Here is an 18,519-nt window from a genome sequence, read left to right on the forward strand (position 1 = left end):
AAAATTCAAATAGATTTTATTCTCAAATTATTTAGATATCATTTTTTACTCTTATAATTTTCGGGAGGATTGCCTGTTTGTTGTCTTATGAAATGGTTCAGAGCTTTCTCATCCCGTTTACCAATTTTCAACGCAATCTCGTAGTTACTTAGATCCTCTCCGTTTGAAAGTAACTCAATGGCTTTATCCACTTTCATCTTTTTCATGACCACACTGGGTCTCTCCCCAAAATGGTTTCGAAAGAGTCTCGAGAATTTTTTAGGGTTATTGAAGCCGCAAGCCTCTGCCCACTCATATACGCGGTCAATCTTTGTAATATTTTCTTGTAAAATCCTGATGGATTTTTCGATAGGAACCTCTTTGTCACTCTTCATGATATAGAAGTTTCTCGTTCTTAATGATGAATTTGTCTTATACTCTTAGGATGCAGTCCCCCCCCACCTGTTACAGTGATTTTTCAAAAATTAATAATTCTTAATGAATCTACTTGATTTGCATTACCCTTGAACTCACTTCTCCAATCAGTCCGAAATTCTGTTTATCTATTTTCAAACGTTATCCCATACTTCACCACTTCCCGCAGCCCGGTTTCTTCGTTGGTTTCAAGAGTGTAAAGAAACCCATTTTTTATTTCCATCACTTCTTTATTGGAGGGCCAATTAAACGTAGCTAACAACTCTCCGGAATTTTCTAAGACAACGAACTCGGATTCATCACGGTTCTCAGTTAGTTTCTCAACCCAGATTCTGCCTTCATCATCTACGGTGAATGACTCAAACACCGGCCAGGATTCCGGCATGTCGTCTCTCCGAACCATATCCTGCCACTGCTCTTCGTGATCTGAATAGAGTTCAAGAACCTGGTTGCGGTCCAACGACACATTTTCATATGGATAGTAGATGGCTCGTTGGTATCGCCCGTTTTGATCGTACACTTTCAGCAAAAAATCCTGACTCCATCCATAAATAATCTCCCCATCTTGCACAGAAATTACAGATTTTCGATTGTACGGAACTGACATCACCATCATTGAGTTCTCCTCTCGATGAATAAGTGCTTCGGCGGAAGGGAATGATACAATGGCTGAATCACCAGTCTTCTCGGTCTTTACATTCAATATTCTGCCTTCAATTGTTCTATCTGTATCCTCCTCTGCATCTCCCGCAGTGAATCCAGTCCCGATCTGCAACAAATATGTACTGTCACTCAATAGATAAAATCCCTGCGGGTACTGAAAATATCCGTCGGTTTCACCTCTGTCTACAGTTAGAGAAATATCCCCCTCTACCTCAAAAGTATCGAGATTGTACCGGGTAATCTTGGTAAGGTTCCTATCCATCAAATGGAAATAACTGCTCCCGGCTTGCATGTTGCCAATTCTGCGATATTCCCCGGGGCCTTCTCCCTCCTGTCCTATTTGACGATTATAGGTACCATCGGGATTGTACAGGTGGAGGACAATTTCCTGGTTGTCAGCAATGTAAACCCTGTTACGATTATCCACTGTCACAGACAATCGACTTCCTAAAAGTATGTCTTCGGTATCACCGTAAACAGTTTGTCGGTCAAGTGTAATTGTATACTGTGGTTCACTGTCTGCCGGAAAAACGGAAACGTTCTCATATTCTGAAATTTTCTCAGGTATTTCAATTTCTTCAGATTTAGAACAGGCAGTTGATAAGAATAGAAGTATGATGAAATAGATGTTTAGTCGGCTCATGATTTGTCTTTGCTTATTTGTTGATGAATAAAACCAAGAAAAATCCCAACGATTTTTATCTCTGATCAGGAATAGCTGATACTCAAAATCCCCTTAATGGTTGATTTCGATGAACTTATATGGAATTCTTAAATATTATCGTTGATAGATGTATAAACTGCAAGGAATAATTTTTTGGATTTTTTTGGAGCTAACTCTATTACGCCCCTTATCAGTGCCTCATTGAATCGCTGAAAGAAATATAATTAACGATTAAAGATGAACAACTTTCATTATTTGATGACATCTTATTAATCTTATTTTCACACAGAATCGTAATATATTGTTTGTTGGAATTAACGTTATTTGGTACAGAAAGTAGATCACCATGAGATTATTACTCACACTGTTTATTTCATTTACATTTATGAGCTGTTCAAGCAACAATACCCCCCAAACATTCGACCTGCAGGGGCATCGAGGAGCCCGTGGCCTGATGCCTGAAAATACAATTCCCGCTTTTTTGAAAGCTGTTGACCTTGGAGTGGATACGATTGAATTGGATATGGTAGTAACGAAGGATGAGAGAATTCTTGTCTCACACGAACCTTGGTTCAACCATGAAATCAGCACCAAACCGGATGGGTCGCCGGTCACTGAAGAGGAAGAGATGGATTTGAACATTTATGAGATGACCTACCAGGAAACCCAACAGTTTGATGTGGGAAAAAAAGGCCACCCCTCCTTCCCAAACCAAGAGAGAATGGAGGCTAAAAAACCTTTGTTGAGCGAAGTAATTCGAACCGTTGAAAATTATACCGACGAACAAGGATTGCCTGATGTGAAATACAACATCGAAACCAAAAGTGAACCGATGCGATACGGTGTTTATTACCCACAGCCGGAAAAATTCGCACGGCTTCTGAATAATCTTTTAATGAAGATGGATGAGGAGTTCGGTATTCTGGACCGGGTGATTATACAGTCTTTTGACCCCGCTACCTTGGTCGAGTTTTATAGGCTCAACCCCGATATATCCAAAGCCATTCTGGTTGCCAATAGACAGACCATCCAGCATTATGTGAATCAGTTGGGATTTGTACCCGATATCTGGAGCCCGAATTATGAGTTGGTTACTTCACGAATGATTGCTGAAGCTCACTCCATGGATATGAAAGTGATTCCATGGACGGTAAACACGACCGAAGAAATGAATGACCTGGTTGAGATGGGAGTGGATGGTATTATTACAGATTACCCTGATAGTGCTGCAGTTATTCACAGACCAAATTAAATTATTGAATAACCTATAAATCAAACCTCTTATGAAATCAAGAACAGAGCAACTTATCGAACATCTTAATCTTCAGCCCCATCCTGAAGGCGGTTTTTATACAGAAGTGTACCGCAGTGATGGAATCATAGAAATTGACGAAGATGAATTTCCTGATGGCCGTCATTACAGTACGTCGATCTACTATCTGCTGGAAAGTGACGATCAATCACATTTCCACCGAATTAAATCGGACGAAATTTGGCATCACTATGAAGGGTCTCCACTTACCATTCACCTGATTACGCCAACCGGCTCTTATCGAACATTGTCACTTGGAAAGAATCTGGAAAAAGGCCAAAAACCACAACAGATTGTACCTGCCGGTTATTGGTTCGGCGTAACCGTTGAGGAACAAGACAGTTTTGCCCTCTGCGGATGTGCCGTCTCTCCCGGATTTGATTTTGATGATTTTGAGATGGCTGACAGGTCCGATCTTCTGGAGCAGTTTCCTGAGCACGAAGAGATCATTAAAAAATTAACCCGGGAGTAAAGTGATTGAAGTCATCGGGTGAGTGGTGTAGCCTTCACCGAGACATTGTATTTTTTCTTATCGGAAATGAGTGTCTGAATAACTCAAAATTCTGAGTTTCTACTGAATTTCTTAATGGCTTGAAAAATACAATGTCTACATCTAATACTTTATACGTTCTCCCTTTCTGGTGCAAGGTTAAGCAATGAAAACCCTCGGGACAGAAGAATTGGACAATTCGAAACTTACAAAATCATCACCCCGATCTCTCCACCCGTCTTCCGAAGCTTCAGCGAAGGCAGGTTCGTTTTCCCCTTCTAAGAGGCTGTGAGAGAAAAAAGTTTCAAATCTAAATCAGATTCGTGAAATCAACCACGAAGACCCGATCGGCCGAAGGTTCACAAAGTCCAAATAGCTGATATTACTAAACTTCGTGTATCTTCGTAACTTTGTGTCCTCGTGGCAAGAAAACCTGACTGATAGATGTATTAATCTTTTTTTCACAGCTTCCAAACGGGGGGACTTTTTATCTTTTCCGACCCTGAGGGTCGGTGTATTAAACCAGCTATGATTAAAAGGCTCGACTATTCGCAGACCTGTCAAACTCTCGAAGGTTCTTAATAGATAAATATTTCCTATTCTGTCAGTGCCGCCAGTAATGAGCGCCATGATCCACGGGCTTCTACAGTAGGTTCTATCCCAGCCTCCTGTAGCTTCTGAGTCACAGCCTGGCCCGAAGAGATACATTCAAGTTTTGAAAAGTCAAGGTCCGGAAAAGCTATTTGGATTCGGTTTACGGATGAACGGGAGTGAAATATCACTGAATCGAAATCTGAGTTGGCTGCTTTATCCCGGTATTGTTCCAGTGTTTCAGATGGTAACACCTCCTGCCTGCAAACCTGAAATTCAATGACGGGCATCTCCAGTTCTTGCAGCAGACCGGGCACCTCTTCATCACGCTGATCGGTTGTTGGGTAGAGAACAGTTCCATCTCTTGATATTCGAAGCATAAATTCTATGATATCGATCGGGCGAGCTTTCTTCCTCGGCATAATAGCGGGAATCTCATAGTCTGCTAAGAAATCCACTGTTGCCTGGTTGGGAACAAGGTGCACAATTTCCTTTACTTGGTCTAATATCTCTGCCTCTTTCACCCATTGAATAAAAAAGCGGGCATTCCTGAGATTTCCATGGATAATAAATGAAAATGTATCCATTTTTCTCTCAACCAACTCAACCTCTTCCAGGTTTACGAAGTAGGAATAGTTCTCGAGCGGCAAATGCATTAATTGCAAAAATACAGATTGGTTGATCTCACTCAAAAATGAGGTTGCGATATCTTCGTTTGCCGTAAAAAGTGCTGTTTTATCCTTACCCATCAAAAATTCTTATTAATTTTAAAATAGTGTTTGTAAAAAAACTCATAGTGTCCTACGAAAACGTCAAGATCAAGGCGCGCGAAGCCCCAAAAAGCGCAGTGTACCAAGCGTACATGAGCATTTTTGGGGCAAGTGGAACGCAAAGATTGACGTTTTCTTAGTGACACTAAAATACATAGCCGGCCCCGAAATAGAACCGGAACGCTTCATCAGAAAAACCTACATCAGAACGCAACATTAAGTCCGGGCTGAAAAGAGTAAATATAATTCCGCCACCGTAGGAGTTTTGCCAGTTGTTGAACAGAGTATCTGAATCAGATTCCGAAAAAACCCGGCCACTATCCCAAAAAAGCTGGCTGCCAACTTGTATCTCATCATTCCATACTGAAAATAACCAGGTTCTGAGCTCCAGCAGGTGCATAATGGAGTGATCTCCCCGAAACCGATCCAAATGATATCCGCGAAGACCATTATTCCCCCCCATGATAGAGAGATCCCAAAAAGGAGCATTCCCCTGTATCGATTCGATATTCAGATTATTTGCTAATACAAATCCGTCCAGTACTTCCAGGTAGTGCCTCAAATCGATCTTCAGGTCGGAGTAGGCATAATCACTTCCAAAGATAGAGGAGCTCACCTCAAACGAAGCCTCATACCGTATCCCTTTTGTGGGAGAGAATTCACTGTCACGGCTGTCCGAAATAAATCCAAACCCGGCCTTGTTGGACCAGCTTTTACCGATTCCAAGTGGGTTATCCTCCTCAAATTTTGAAGTTTCGCCCCTCGTAAGACTATTTAAGTAGGAAAAATCAACTGAGCCGGTCAAATCAAAGATACCATGCTCTCCGAATGAAGCGATCTGCTTTCGGGCCTGGTAATAGATGGCCAACTCCCGGTTCTCAAAAAGGAAAAAATTGTTATCAAACTGCTGATCGGAATACTCTGTATTGTTTCCAATTCCAAAGTAGTACCCCTGGCGTATTTTTTGTCCGGTAAACTCAACCAAACTGCGAACGTCAGAACCTAAAGTACGAGTATGTTCATAGTAAAGATCAAAATCTATATTACCTTTCGTTGATATGGTAAAATCGGCAATTAAATTGCTTAAGAAGGGGCGGATGTTGTTTCCATATCCAATACGCTGAATCAGTCCGCCGCCAAATAGCCCTAAGTCTGACGTATATCCCCCAACGGGCAGCAGTGAGTATTCGCTGCCAATCCGAATATCCGGTTGTTCAGAATCATCGGAATCCGGCGGAATAACTTGTGCAGAAAGAGTTCCGGCACTTACCACTGAAATAATCAGGAAAAAAAGGAGAATCTTAATCAATCTCAAAGGAGTCCCTCCTCCTCGAGAGCTTCTATGGTTGAGATGGAGTGACGAAGATGCGGGATGACAATACTGCCTCCTACAACCATTGCTACATTCAGGGCATCAATAATCTCCTCTTTGGTTGAACCGGATTTGGCGCACTGCTCCAGGTGATAGTCAATGCAGTCATTACACCGTAAAACAGCCGATGCCACTAGCCCCAGCAACTCTTTGGTTTGAGCCGGTAAAGCTCCGTCCTGGTACGTATTATGATCGAGATTGAAGAACCGCTTGATCCCCAAGTGGTTCAAATCCATGATTTTTTCATTCATCATCTCTCTATTTTTCCGAAAATCTTCCAGAGAGTTTGTTTTTGATGCCATATTCTTATTCATTTATGCAGATCAAAATTTATAAAGGTTTAAAGTAAGGATTTCATCACTTGTTTCGGAGCAGAAGATCATACAAACATAAACTTGTTTCCATGGGCGACAGCATGGCGCAGGGGTTCAAAAATGGCGGGGTTTATCGCACGGATTTGAGCTTTCCGGCCATACTAAAACGATCACTTCAGCCATCGGCTGAATTTGACCTTCCCTCATTTTCGGCACAAGCGGGAATCCCCATCAATATAGAAGTTCTGATTCGCGGTCTCGCTGAAAAATATGGGAATGGCATCACGCTTGGTAATTCAATCGGGGCGGGATCTGAAATCTATAAGACACTGCGCCGGATTAAATCGTATTGGGAGGGTCACCTGAAATCCCTGAAGGTGGAACAGGATACTCCATTTCACAACCAGGCGATCTGGGGATTTACCATCAGCGACTGTATACTGATGAGCGAAGAGTATTGCCGCAAATATATCAGCACAAACAGGCCTGAATACTCGGTATTTAATGTACTTCCGGATCATGCCATGTACATTACCGCAAGATTGGTTCTGAATCCCTCATTCAGCAAGAAGTTTGAGAATAACTCTATGGTCGATAATTTAAGGCTTCTGAGTGAAGATGGGGGCATCGAGAATCTCATTGTGTGCATTGGCCATAACAATGTTGTAGGAGCCGTAACCAATTTAGATATCCAATATTCCGAGGAGTCCGACCTCAATGCCCGTTATGCCGATCGAAACTGTACGGTTTTTCGGCCGGAGCATTTTAAATCTGAATTGAGGTCTCTTTATGAGGAAATTGCGAAACTGAATACTAAAAATGTTTTTGTTCCCACCATACCCTACGTAACCATTCCACCGGCCATTCGGGGAGTAAATGAGGATAAAGAGAAACCCAGATCCGGTTATTTTGATTACTACTCACGCTTCTGGATTTGGGATGAAGATTTCGACCCCGACAAACATCCACATTTAACAAAAGATGATGCAATCGAACTGGATATCGTCGTGGATCAGTATAACGCTATTATTCAGAAACTGGCTGATGAGTATGAATTCTGCGTTGTTCCTGTTCACAAATATGTTCGTGCTGCTGCACGCAGACGCCTCGGAAAAGATAATGTGAGCCCCTTCCCTCCCGGTTTTGTTAAAGCTCTCCAAAAAAATGAAAAAACAACTTACCTGGTGGAGGATCTGGAGAACATTCGTATCTCAACGGATTATTTGAGGCTTGATGAAGATACCGGCAAAATCGACCGTGGCGGTATTTTTAGTTTAGATGGCCTCCATCCATCCACGATCGGCTACGGCCTGATTGCAAATATCTACAAAATGTCGATGGAAAAACGTAAGGTGGAATTTGAAAAACCTATAGATTGGGATTATATCATTGAAAGCGAAACTCTTATAACTGATCCCCCGCCATTAATGAAAGATCTTCGCGTGCTGCTGAAATTCCTTGCATTGAGCCGGCAAGAGCGACTTACATTCCTGGGCAAAAACTTATTACAACTTGTGCTCGAAGCGTTCTCTTCGAAACCGGAATTGGACTAGTGTTGTTTCAAACCATAGCTGTCAGTAATGTGAAAGCCACAGAGCATTCCCGGTGCTTTTCCGGGTTTCTGTCAGCGTCGTTTGTTTAGAAAAGGATGAACAGATGATGATTTTCCAAAACCCAACGTTGTCAGATCCAGTGGGTGCTGACAGGTTTCGGCCAACATCGTATCACTGACTTTACATTAGTCTGCGAGCTCTTTAGCCAAATGCAATCCATTTTTAATACAATCCGGTACAGAGACCCCATCCCTGAAGTTACCGGCAAGGTGCAAGCCGGGGTTACTCTTCTCGATCGAGTTAAACGCGTCCAGCACACGATCATACCCTACATGATATCCCGGAATGGATTTTGGCCAAAAGACATGCTCTTTGAATATAGGTTCACCGGTAACTCCAATCAAATCTTCGAGTTCAGCTAAAACAATTTTTAAAAGTGATTGGCTCTCCTTTTGAGCCAGTTCGGGATTACGACCACCGCCAACAAATACAGTTAACAAGTGAGAATCGGCCGGTGCCCTGCCGGGAAAAAGCGTAGATGAAAAAAGTGCTCCGAGGATATTCCTGTTCTCTTTTTCCGGAACCAGGAATCCAAATCCATCCAATGGATGTGAAACCTGGCCTTTCTTAAATCCAAGGTGGAAAACAGACAATGGTGGATAATCAACTGTTTCAATTTCTTCATGTTTTTCCTGCTGAATCGGCAAAAGTCTTTTATTCCATTTATACAATGGTGCATTCAGTATAACTTTTTCATAAGGCCCTTTATCTCCAAATTTACTTTTCAGATACCAGCCATCGTCCAATTTCTGGATTTTTTTAATTTGATGGTTGAAGTAGATCTCATCAAGTTGGTCGGTAATTGTCTCGACAATTTGATGAAGGCCGTTATTGAATGAAATCAGTTCACGATCGATTCGTCCTTCACTTTTTCTTTTTTTTCGTCCTGCGAAAGTTCCCCAAATCAGTGAACCATACTCCTGTTCCAGTTCATACATTTTGGGAAATGTATGGCGAAGAGAAAGCTTCTCGGGCCGGTTTGCATAAATTCCGGCAATAAATGGATTCAACGCATAATCCAGCATCTCTTTTCCGATTCTTCGTTTAACAAATTGAGCTACCGTTTCATCTTGATTATCTGTCTTTGATATAAAGGGCTCTTTCAAGACAGCTAACTTACCCAAAGTTGAAAAAAGCGGTGTCGAAATAGCTTCAGACAGGGAAGACGGAAGTTTTACGAGTTGTCCATTTTTTATGATAAATCGTTTTGAGCTTTCAGGATTGGCAATGATTTTCTCCTCCCAGATCCCTAGCTCTTTTAAAAAATCGGCTACTTTTTTGTCTTTCAAAAGCAGTGTATTCGGACCGTATTCGAGCAGCCACCCATCTTCTATAACAGACTTTATCGAACCACCGGCATACCCATGCTGCTCAAACAGTTCAACTTTATGTCCCATCCTTTTAAGTGACCACGCTGCGGTTAGTCCCGTAATACCTGCTCCGACAATCGCAATTTTATTTTCTTCCATTTCAATAAATTACCGCCTTCAAAGAAAAATAAGATAGCGCAAGCGTACCGCTTGTGCTCCTCTATATAAGTCATAAAGATTTTTGGGGCACGAGCGAGTTTACTACGCCAACGACTTCGTTCACCAAGGACACTCGCACCATCCCCAAAAAATCACCATACACAGATGGATATATAGGACTCATATTACCTGTCCTCTAAACTACTGAAAATCTCTGTAGCATCGCGAACAAAATTTGGAACTATCATACAAAAAACCGCTTTTATTTTGGTGTGAGTTGTTCTTACTTTCCTGCCGCATTAACAAAGAAAATATTTATGATCATTTCAGTTTTAGGTTGTGGCTGGCTCGGTCTTCCCCTGGCCGAACGGCTGGTTTCACATGAGCATACTATTAAAGGATCAACAACAACAGGGGAGAAATTATCCGTATTGAAACAAAGTGGAATTGACGCTTATTTGCTTCAACTCCCTGATTCCATTTCAGATGAAACCATTGAAGACTTCTGGGATTGTGATATCCTGTTTTTGAATATTCCACCCGGACGCAGAAATCCAAATATTTTGGAAGAGTTCCCGGCAAATGTTAAAAAAGTTGTGGATAAAGCAAAGGAACATAAGATCTCCTGGATAATTTTTGCAAGCTCAACCTCCGTTTATCCGAAATTTGGCGGGATAACCGGCGAGGATGAAGCCCAACCGGGGAAAGCAGCAAGAACCAGTGGTGAAGCGATTTTAAAGGCAGAAGGAATTTTAAAAGATTCGGGAATCGACTACACCATTCTCCGATTTGCAGGTCTTTACGGCTACGACCGACACCCTGTAAAATATATGAGCGGAAAGACCGACCTCAAAGAGGGACTGCGCCCCGTTAATCTTGTTCATCAATTGGATTGTGTGAATGTTGTCACGGAAATCATCAGCCAAAAGAAAAGAAACGAGATTTACAATGTAGTATCTGATGGACATCCACCGCGAAAAGAGTTTTATAAATGTGCGGCAAAAAGTTTTGGAATAGCCCCTCCCACTTTTAAAGAGGACGATAATTCAGGATACAGAATTGTATCAAACGAGAAGCTTAAAAAGGATCTGTACTACAAATTTAAATATCCAAACCCGATGGATCACACCCATTAAATTGCATCGGGCTTCACAACAAAAATATCCTCAGCGATATTATTTGCAATGGTAACAGTATCATTCTCTACTTTGACTTTCACAGGGCCATCAAATGGTTCTTTATCCAGTACTTTAACTTTCACTCCGGGTATTAGTCCCTGCTTCTCGAGATACCGCAACAACTCAGGATTCTGGTTTTTCACCCTTCGAATGATGTATGGTGTATCAAACGAAACTGAATGAAGCGGCTTTAATTTAATTTTTGGCATCTTCCCGTCCTTTGTAGGAATCGGATCACCATGCGGATCTTCTGTCGGATGATTCAGCAGTTCGGCAATTTTGTCCTCAAACTGTTCCGAAATATGGTGCTCAAGTTTCTCAGCTTCATCATGAACTTCATCCCAGGAATAACCGAGAATCTCTTTCAAATAGAGCTCAAGAAGGCGGTGGTGACGAATAATCTCAAGTGCAATTTTTAAACCGGCTTCTGTCAGACGTGAACCGTAGTACGACTCATAATTCACCATCTTCATATCTGAAAGGCGTTTCAGCATGTTCGTTACAGAAGCATTTGCAACCCCCATCTCTTCTGCAAGCCGGGATGTTGAAACTCCTTTATCGGGCGGGGTTTCACTCTCAAGCTTATAAATAGTTTTCAGGTAATCTTCAACGGATTGGCTCCGGGACATGTCAAAAAAATTAGATTAGAATCTGCCTGTCTTATTTCGATTGCTCATACCTACCCTATTTCTCACCCGCATAGTCTTGGAATGATTGATCCAGGTAAGCATCACTTCCCACAAATTTCAGCAGATTTACAAAGAGATCTTGTTTTAGGAATCCGGGTTGTTTTCCAAGAATTGCACCTTCGGAGTTTAAAAAGTATGCTGTCGGAACATTTTGATTCTCTAAGGCAGATGCAAATTCAGCCTCTGTCATTTCTTCCCCGTGGTAGTTGACCTTTGCGTCTGACTCAACATCAATTCTTACCCAAAGAAAATAGTCGGATATTGCGTTTTGAACAGCTTCTGACGGGTAGATCTCAGAGTGCATTCGCTGGCAATAGGGGCACCAGTTCGCAAAAACATCCACCAGTATTTTTTTGCCTTCCTGGGGTGCCAATTCAAGTGCCTGCTGTAACGGTATCGGCTCAACTTTTTGAGTTTGAGCTGACAGAACGACCGGCAGCAAAACAAAAACTGCGATGGAAAGATATTTTAAAATCTGTTTCATATAATAAAAATAATGAAGATTTATGAATTTCTTACTTCTTTTTGATAACGATCATTGTTAAGTCATCGTGTTGTGTAGATTTCTCTCCAAATTGTTCAAGATCTTCTTCAAGCTTCCTGAGTAACTCTTCTGATGATAACAGGTAATTTCGTTTTACAAGTTTTTGGAGCCGCTGGTCGCCATATAAATTATTTGTTTTGCTGATCGATTCAACAACGCCATCCGTGAACAGAATCAAGATATCGTCTTTTTCAAGATTGATAATCTCCTCCGAAATATTTTTGCGAAAGACCTCCTCCCCTGCCATGCCAATTGCAATTCCCTCCGGCTGATATTCATACAGTTTATTTTCACTTCTTCTATAATACAACAAGGGGTTATGGCCGGCCCTTGAAAATTGAAATCGGTTTTTTTGAAGATCCAGTATTCCAAAAATCAACGATATAAATGTTCCTCGGTTGGCATTATTCCGGAACATATTATTCGTTTTTGTAAGAATATCGATGGTGGACCGGTAATCACTGCAAAGGGCATGAAGAACGCCTTTTGTAAAAGTCATATAAAACGCGGCTTGAATGCCTTTCCCGCTTACATCACCAATGGTTATAGCCAGATTATTGTCTTTAAATGGAATAAAATCGTAGTAGTCGCCCCCGGTTTCATAGGCCGGTTTACAGATTGCGGCGATATCGTAGCCTTCCACCGCCGGGGTTTGAGTCGGTAAAAAGGATTGTTGAACATTTCGGGCAATTTTCAGTTCTTGGCGAATTCTGTCTTCCTGTGCAAGTTCCTCAATATACTCAGGTACAAATTTGGGCAGCTCACGGACTGAACTTCCCCTGTATATATTATATCCACCCGCAATAAATCCTACTACCAGAAGAGATAAAAAAGAGTAGAAAACTGTTGCATCCGGTGAGTTATCTATCAGCCAACCATTAGCTGTTGAGAGCATTGATATAAATACAAACAGGGCAATAAAAGTCGTCAAAAAATCTTCCCTGTAGTAAATAACACCCAAGCTGAGGCCAAGTAAACCTGCGGTTACCATTTCTGTGGTAAATGATCCCACCTCAAATGGAAACGGGTAAACAACAATAAACAGAAATGTAGGCACAAGAATTGACGCAACCGTTGATTTATAACGTGATCTGAGCAATCCTGTAAATATCAAAAAGATGACTTGGGCAATAAGAAAATAGAATGCAAAATTTCCCAAAATTTCAGAAAGGTACGGCAGAAATGTAGTATCTGCTTCGAAATTGGCTTCAAGCGTGATGTAAGAATTGGGTATCAACATTAGGATGATACACCAGGCGAAGGCAAGCAGGAATCCAAATGAGATTCCGCGAATGATTGCCAGACCAACCGGAATGTTATTGAAATATCCGACCCGAAGCACATCTACCGTTCGCAGTTTTTCAGACCAGTACTGGCGGGTTATGGAATCGGAAATTGCGGTAACGGCAAAAAAACCGAGTGTGGCAACAGCTGCAGAAAAACCGATCACAATTAGTTGCATTAATACAAATTGTGTCTGTATCACTCCGAATGAATGAAGGTGTGAATAGAGCATCTCCAACGTTAAAACGAGGGGAAAAATCATTCCGGCCAACACAGCTACAAGCGTTGCTGCTTTGATATCAACCAAACGCAACCTAAAACGGATGAAAAGCAATACAATAATCCAAAAAGCACCAATCAAGAGAATGATTGCACGAATGCCCGTTTTTATCGTAGCGAAAAGGTCATCTCCCTCATCTGCAGTTGGATGAGAGTAATCCATTGATACAAGCCCGCCCGACGGTAAAATTCGCACATCCAACTGAACGTTCGACCGAAGATCGGGAATAGAGTTTTCAAACCTCACAAGAGCTCCTTCCACGTCTCCAAGGGGGACCCTTTTAGTAGATATTACAGTAAAATCCTTAGCAGGCCACCCCGATTTCGTGAGATAATATTCTGCCATTCTCTGTGCAACAGTGTTGCCCAAATAATTTACCTGATTGCTTTCCAGTTGAATATTGCCTGTTTGGTTTAAGCCATTTTCACTAAACCGAAATTCAAGAGATTCCGATAACGGCCTGTTATCCGACAATGAGGAGATCTGTATAGAATCGCTCTGAAGACCATAGTTCAAAACCTCCGGCCTGAAGATTGGTTGCGGCAGAATATTATCTTGATTTATCAATTCAATTACCTCACCGGACTCGGAAAGACGAACCTCTATAGTTTCTACCGTCTCCTCATTAAAAATTCCACCCTCTGAGTCCTCTGCAGAACCCATTTTTATCGTTGTCTCCCAATAGAATACAGGGTAAAGTTTCTTGTTGCGGATATTCGAATAAAATTCCTTAAAATTCGTCTGTTTTTGCAGTGAATCGAGAAGCTGTGTATCTGTTTGAAATCGGGTAACGGGTTCTACCTCAGACTCGAAACCAAATTCTCTGGCAATATCATCCGCTTTTTCCCGGGCTGCAGATTCTCCAAGGCTGTTATCAGCGGCTGGTAATGGATGGAAATCAGAATAGAGCCAAAAAAAGAGGAGCAGGGCTACCAATCCGGCTACAACCAATACTAAATCTTGTTTTGCAGTATCGCTTACAGGTTTCAAAATTGGGGTTTTAGCAGTTTTAGATTACCAGTCGTTCAATATTTAAATTTACAGCGAAAATGAAATGATATTGTTTCATATTTATGTTCGCTGAATAAAGAAATCATTATGTGTTTAATAGTATTTTCTTACAAAGAATACCAAAATTATCCATTTGTACTTGCAACCAACCGGGATGAATTTTATGATCGGCCTACGCAGGCTGCTCACGTTTGGCAGACCTCCCCAAAAATTCTTGCCGGAAAAGATCTAAAAGCTAGTGGTACCTGGTTAGGAATATCCGAAAACGGACGTTTTGCAGCACTAACCAATCACCGAAAAATGGATGATATCAAAGAAGATACAACAAGCAGAGGTATCATAGTTAAGGATTTTCTACTCCATAAGGGTAATCCTCGTGAATATCTTGCGGAATTGCAACGGGCCGGGCATAAATTTAATGGATTCAATCTTATTGCGGGAACTTTCGACAATCTTTTCTACATGTCGAACAAAAAAGAGGGAATTTTTAAGGTTCAACCGGGCAATCATGCACTCAGTAATGCTTTTTTGAATACCCCCTGGCCAAAAACGGAGGAATCTTCCACGGCTTTTAAAAATGTTTTAGATGAAGGTGAACCGTTTGAAGATAAGCTATTCGAAATTCTTTTAAATGATCAACGCTACCCGGGTGATAAACTGCCGGATACCGGACTTCCAAAAGATATGGAAAAGGCCGTTTCATCGGTCTTTATTGAGACAGATAAATACGGCACTCGCTCATCAACTGTGATAATTGTGGATCATACTATGCGGGTTCGATTTACTGAACGAACGTATATACCGGGTTCAAAAGAGACTGATCAGGTAGTCAGAAAGTCTTTTCAGCTATAAATTACAAATTTTGCAGTTCTTCACGAGATCTCTTTCTTGCTTCGGGAATAGTTCGCTGATCAGCGGCAATTTCATAGTATTTTTTCGCTTCCTCTTTCTGGCCAAGCCTGTCGTTTGTTCTTCCTGCAAAATAAGCCGCCAGAATATAAATCTCCCTTTGCTTACTGTTCACAAGTTCCTTGCCGATATCAACTGATTCGACTAGATGGGGTTTTGCATTTTCAAAGTTCCCATTGTAGTAGTATGCCCGCCCTTTCCAAAATTGAATTTCAGTTTCAAGTACAGGATCTATTGCCTTATCCTTGGATTGCCAGTATTCCAGCGTTTCATTCGAAAATGCCAATATTTCATCGTACTGATTGAGTTGAGATAGTGTCTGCAGGTACTCGCGCCGGTAATAGCTGTTATCAGGATAAGTTGCAATCAAATCAGCAAAGATCTCCCTCGCCTCGTCGTAACTATTTTCGTAGTGATGTAAAATATTTGCCAGGAAATATTTCGACTCCGGCCGAGCGAAAACACCATTTTTTGCTGCAAAACGCAATTCCGTAAGTCCCTCTTTACGGTCGCCTTCCGGGAAAAACCACGACACCGCTTTTACAACAGGGTACTCTTCAGGGATGTAAGCAGCATAGTACAACTTCATTCCTTCAGCAAAATGATTGTCGGGAAGGTTTGGAGCTACCTTTATCAATTCCTGGTGCGCCTGGTACGCTTTTCTTCCCACTTGAACGCTTGTGAGCCAATCTTCCCGATTTGCGTGAAGCCGTGCAATATAACCGTTTGCGACTGCTCGAATAATCAATGCATCGGGATGGCCCGGTTCTGACCGTAAAATTTTCCCGGCCTCATAGTCTGCTTGCTGCATCCTCGCAATAAATTCCCTGTCAAGGGATTGATTGTCCAGGTCTTCCAACACATTCCACCAAACTTCCATACCGTCCCATAGTAGCCAAATTGGATGACCCGGATGCTTCTCTCTCCAGGGGCCCAGGATTTCATCAGCTGCATCCGTATTACGATTGTAGAGCGAGTCGATAGCTTTTTTCGCATCAATCTCAAAAAAAGCGTCATTAATCAGAACCGTTGTCTGAGCAAACGTCGAACTGAATGAAACGGCCGAAAGGCCAATCATCATAAAAAAGAAAAATAGGCTCTTGAGATTAATATATTTTTCGTTCTTTTGAACAGCTTTTGGATGTATCATACATCTTTACCTTAAATAATCGAGAAACCAACCCACTGTTAAGTCCAGTGCTTCGTTGAATTCCGGGGGGAACTCATTATTAGTAAACGGATGAGATATCTCAAAGGTATGTCCGGCATTTTCAATGAGTCGTATTTCTTTATCTGTTGCGGGAGAAGCCCTGAAAAGTTTTTCCGTCTCACTGAAAGGTACCGCCTCATCACTTTTCCCGGCAATAAACATCGATGGAATGTACAACTCTCTCACTCGATTGATGGCGATTACGCGATCGGCATTTTCCATTGCATCATCAAATACAACTTTATCGATGGGCAGTACCTGTCCTGTTCTCGAGTTTGTAATCTCGGTGTACCCTTTGGTCTTCCAATCTTTAACCATCTCGTCAGACCATCGTTTGTTATAATCTGCAACGGCCGACCATGTAACAAGACACTGAATTTCCGAATATTCGGCTGCAGCCACCACTGCGGTATGCCCTCCTCTCGAGTGTCCAATAAGCCCGATTCTGTCTGTATCTAAAACGGCTTTATCACTTTCTATCTCTTTACTTTTGATCGCTTCAATGACTGACCCGATATCCGCCAAATCCTGACTAAACGTTTCCCTGCGAAACAACTCCGGTTCGTCGAATTCGGTCATACTTGAGCCGACACCATTCAGCGACAAATTAAAAGCTGCGACTGCAAAGCCGGCTCGAGCCAGTTCTTCGCAAAGATCAGGAAACGCTCCCCAGTCCTTAAATCCTTTAAAACCGTGAACAAATAACACAACCGGGAGGGCTGTTCCGTGCTCAACTCCGGGAATATAAAGGTCGTAGTAGATGGGTAAATTCTCTGTTGATGATATTTTGCCTTCTTTTTTGGAAACCGTACTGTAATTCATTTGTCAATCTTTATTGAATTCAAGTGTATCCAGTTTTACAAGTCTTCTGAGGTCATTAATCTCTTTTTGCCGTAAAAACCTCCACCTGCCTACACGAATATCTTTGTCATTCAGCCCTGCATAGCGTATTCGTTTCAATTTTGTGACTTCAGCGCCGAAATAGGAGATCATTCTCCGAATCAAATGATTCCTGCCTTCAAATACAGAAATTTGTATGGTATTCGGGAGATTTATAACCTCTTTCACCTCCGCCGGTTTGGCAGGACCATCCTCAAGCTCTATACCTCGCAGCATCTCCCGCAATTCTGCTTCATTGAGCTGACGATCAGTTGTCACTTCATATGTCTTTTTCACACGATAACTTGGATGCATTAACCGGTGTGCAAGGTCGCCGTCGTTCGTGAGAATCAATAAGCCCATTGTATTTCGGTCCAGTCGCCCCACGGGATAGACCCTGTGGCCGGTTGCATCTTCAACAGCATCCAAAACAGTATTCCTGTTTTTCTCGTCATCCGTGGTGCTGATGGTATCTTTGCCTTTGTTTAACAAGATATATGTAAACGGCTCGAGTGACAGAGTTTGACCCTCAATTTCAACATTGTCGCTCTGTTTAACTTTGCTTCCTAACTCGGTCGTTACCTTTCCATTCACTTTTACTTTACCGCCAGCGATATAATCATCGGCCTCTCTTCTTGAGCAAAATCCTGCATGAGCTATATATTTATTCAAGCGGATTTTATCTCTTAAATATTTTTTTTGAGAAGCGGTATTGGACCCTTTTGGAGACGATGACGATCGTTTCGCCCTGCCGGATTTGCTGCCGGGCCGGGGTCTCTTTTTCTTCCTGTTGATTCGGTTATCATTTCGACGGTTTGCCATATATAAGTTTAAATAAAATTGTGAAAATTACACTGAATCCA

17 protein-coding genes are annotated in these 18,519 nt (G+C 41.8%); 5 read left to right on the forward strand and 12 right to left on the reverse strand.

Translation table 11 applies throughout. The annotated features are described in order from the left end of the window. Window positions 1-38: 38 nt before the first annotated feature. Both L6773_RS06630 and L6773_RS06635 read right to left on the reverse strand, forming a co-directional pair. Window positions 39-374 (reverse strand): helix-turn-helix domain-containing protein, encoded by a 336-nt coding sequence (locus tag L6773_RS06630; RefSeq protein WP_237853084.1) that lies wholly within the window; start codon window positions 372-374, stop codon window positions 39-41. Window positions 375-538: 164 nt separating this feature from the next. Further along, window positions 539-1,720 carry a 6-bladed beta-propeller gene (locus L6773_RS06635; protein ID WP_237853085.1) on the reverse strand — a complete coding sequence of 394 codons (1,182 nt, stop codon included), beginning with the start codon at window positions 1,718-1,720 and terminating at the stop codon, window positions 539-541. Window positions 1,721-2,087: 367 nt separating this feature from the next. Between L6773_RS06635 and L6773_RS06640 the strand changes: the two genes are divergently transcribed. Further along, window positions 2,088-2,993, forward strand: a complete 906-nt coding sequence (locus tag L6773_RS06640) for a glycerophosphodiester phosphodiesterase family protein (RefSeq protein ID WP_237853086.1) — start codon at window positions 2,088-2,090, stop codon at window positions 2,991-2,993. Window positions 2,994-3,024: 31 nt separating this feature from the next. Then, window positions 3,025-3,525, forward strand: a complete 501-nt coding sequence (locus tag L6773_RS06645; protein WP_237853087.1) for a cupin domain-containing protein — start codon at window positions 3,025-3,027, stop codon at window positions 3,523-3,525. A gap of 614 nt (window positions 3,526-4,139) precedes the next feature. Here the strand turns inward: L6773_RS06645 and L6773_RS06650 are convergent. The 3 genes from L6773_RS06650 to L6773_RS06660 all read right to left on the reverse strand — a co-directional run bounded on the left by L6773_RS06650 (window position 4,140) and on the right by L6773_RS06660 (window position 6,578). Beyond that, window positions 4,140-4,883, reverse strand: coding sequence for a uroporphyrinogen-III synthase (locus L6773_RS06650; protein WP_237853088.1), 744 nt, complete (start codon window positions 4,881-4,883; stop codon window positions 4,140-4,142). A 166-nt stretch (window positions 4,884-5,049) separates the two neighbouring features. Beyond that, window positions 5,050-6,213 carry a BamA/TamA family outer membrane protein gene (locus L6773_RS06655; RefSeq protein ID WP_237853089.1) on the reverse strand — a complete coding sequence of 388 codons (1,164 nt, stop codon included), beginning with the start codon at window positions 6,211-6,213 and terminating at the stop codon, window positions 5,050-5,052. Window positions 6,214-6,215: 2 nt separating this feature from the next. Continuing rightward, complete coding sequence (locus L6773_RS06660) at window positions 6,216-6,578, reverse strand: carboxymuconolactone decarboxylase family protein (protein WP_237853090.1); 363 nt, start codon at window positions 6,576-6,578, stop codon at window positions 6,216-6,218. Between the two features lie 101 nt (window positions 6,579-6,679). Here L6773_RS06660 and L6773_RS06665 point away from each other — a divergent pair, with 101 nt between their 5' ends. After that, entirely contained in the window at window positions 6,680-8,143 is a 1,464-nt protein-coding gene (locus L6773_RS06665) for a hypothetical protein (protein WP_237853091.1), read from the forward strand. A gap of 185 nt (window positions 8,144-8,328) precedes the next feature. Here L6773_RS06665 and hemG read toward each other — a convergent pair whose 3' ends face one another. Beyond that, on the reverse strand, window positions 8,329-9,672 hold the full coding sequence (gene hemG / locus L6773_RS06670; RefSeq protein ID WP_237853092.1) for a protoporphyrinogen oxidase: 1,344 nt from the start codon (window positions 9,670-9,672) through the stop codon (window positions 8,329-8,331). Window positions 9,673-9,989: 317 nt separating this feature from the next. Here hemG and L6773_RS06675 point away from each other — a divergent pair, with 317 nt between their 5' ends. Continuing rightward, entirely contained in the window at window positions 9,990-10,808 is an 819-nt protein-coding gene (locus L6773_RS06675) for an NAD(P)H-binding protein (protein ID WP_237853093.1), read from the forward strand. Here the strand turns inward: L6773_RS06675 and L6773_RS06680 are convergent. The 3 genes from L6773_RS06680 to L6773_RS06690 are packed head-to-tail and all read right to left on the reverse strand — an operon-like array spanning window position 10,805 to window position 14,637. Further along, a complete protein-coding gene (locus L6773_RS06680; protein ID WP_237853094.1) occupies window positions 10,805-11,479 on the reverse strand; it encodes a metal-dependent transcriptional regulator in 675 nt (224 codons plus the stop codon). The two genes, L6773_RS06675 and L6773_RS06680, sit on opposite strands and share 4 nt — an antisense overlap. Window positions 11,480-11,534: 55 nt before the next feature. Next, window positions 11,535-12,023: a thioredoxin family protein gene (locus L6773_RS06685; RefSeq protein WP_237853095.1), complete on the reverse strand. Its 489-nt coding sequence runs from the start codon at window positions 12,021-12,023 to the stop codon at window positions 11,535-11,537. 31 nt (window positions 12,024-12,054) lie between these two features. Beyond that, entirely contained in the window at window positions 12,055-14,637 is a 2,583-nt protein-coding gene (locus L6773_RS06690) for a PP2C family protein-serine/threonine phosphatase (RefSeq protein ID WP_237853096.1), read from the reverse strand. Window positions 14,638-14,745: 108 nt separating this feature from the next. Between L6773_RS06690 and L6773_RS06695 the strand changes: the two genes are divergently transcribed. Then, a complete protein-coding gene (locus L6773_RS06695; protein ID WP_237853097.1) occupies window positions 14,746-15,510 on the forward strand; it encodes an NRDE family protein in 765 nt (254 codons plus the stop codon). Window position 15,511: 1 nt separating this feature from the next. Here L6773_RS06695 and L6773_RS06700 read toward each other — a convergent pair whose 3' ends face one another. The 3 genes from L6773_RS06700 to L6773_RS06710 are packed head-to-tail and all read right to left on the reverse strand — an operon-like array spanning window position 15,512 to window position 18,478. Continuing rightward, window positions 15,512-16,717 carry a tetratricopeptide repeat protein gene (locus tag L6773_RS06700; protein WP_237853098.1) on the reverse strand — a complete coding sequence of 402 codons (1,206 nt, stop codon included), beginning with the start codon at window positions 16,715-16,717 and terminating at the stop codon, window positions 15,512-15,514. Window positions 16,718-16,723: 6 nt separating this feature from the next. Continuing rightward, on the reverse strand, window positions 16,724-17,599 hold the full coding sequence (locus tag L6773_RS06705) for an alpha/beta hydrolase family protein (RefSeq protein ID WP_237853099.1): 876 nt from the start codon (window positions 17,597-17,599) through the stop codon (window positions 16,724-16,726). 3 nt (window positions 17,600-17,602) lie between these two features. Further along, window positions 17,603-18,478, reverse strand: coding sequence for a pseudouridine synthase (locus tag L6773_RS06710; protein ID WP_237853100.1), 876 nt, complete (start codon window positions 18,476-18,478; stop codon window positions 17,603-17,605). Between the last annotated feature and the right edge of the window lie 41 nt (window positions 18,479-18,519).

Origin of the sequence: Rhodohalobacter sulfatireducens, assembly GCF_022012475.1 — a bacterium.
Lineage (GTDB): Bacteria > Bacteroidota > Rhodothermia > Balneolales > Balneolaceae > Rhodohalobacter > Rhodohalobacter sulfatireducens.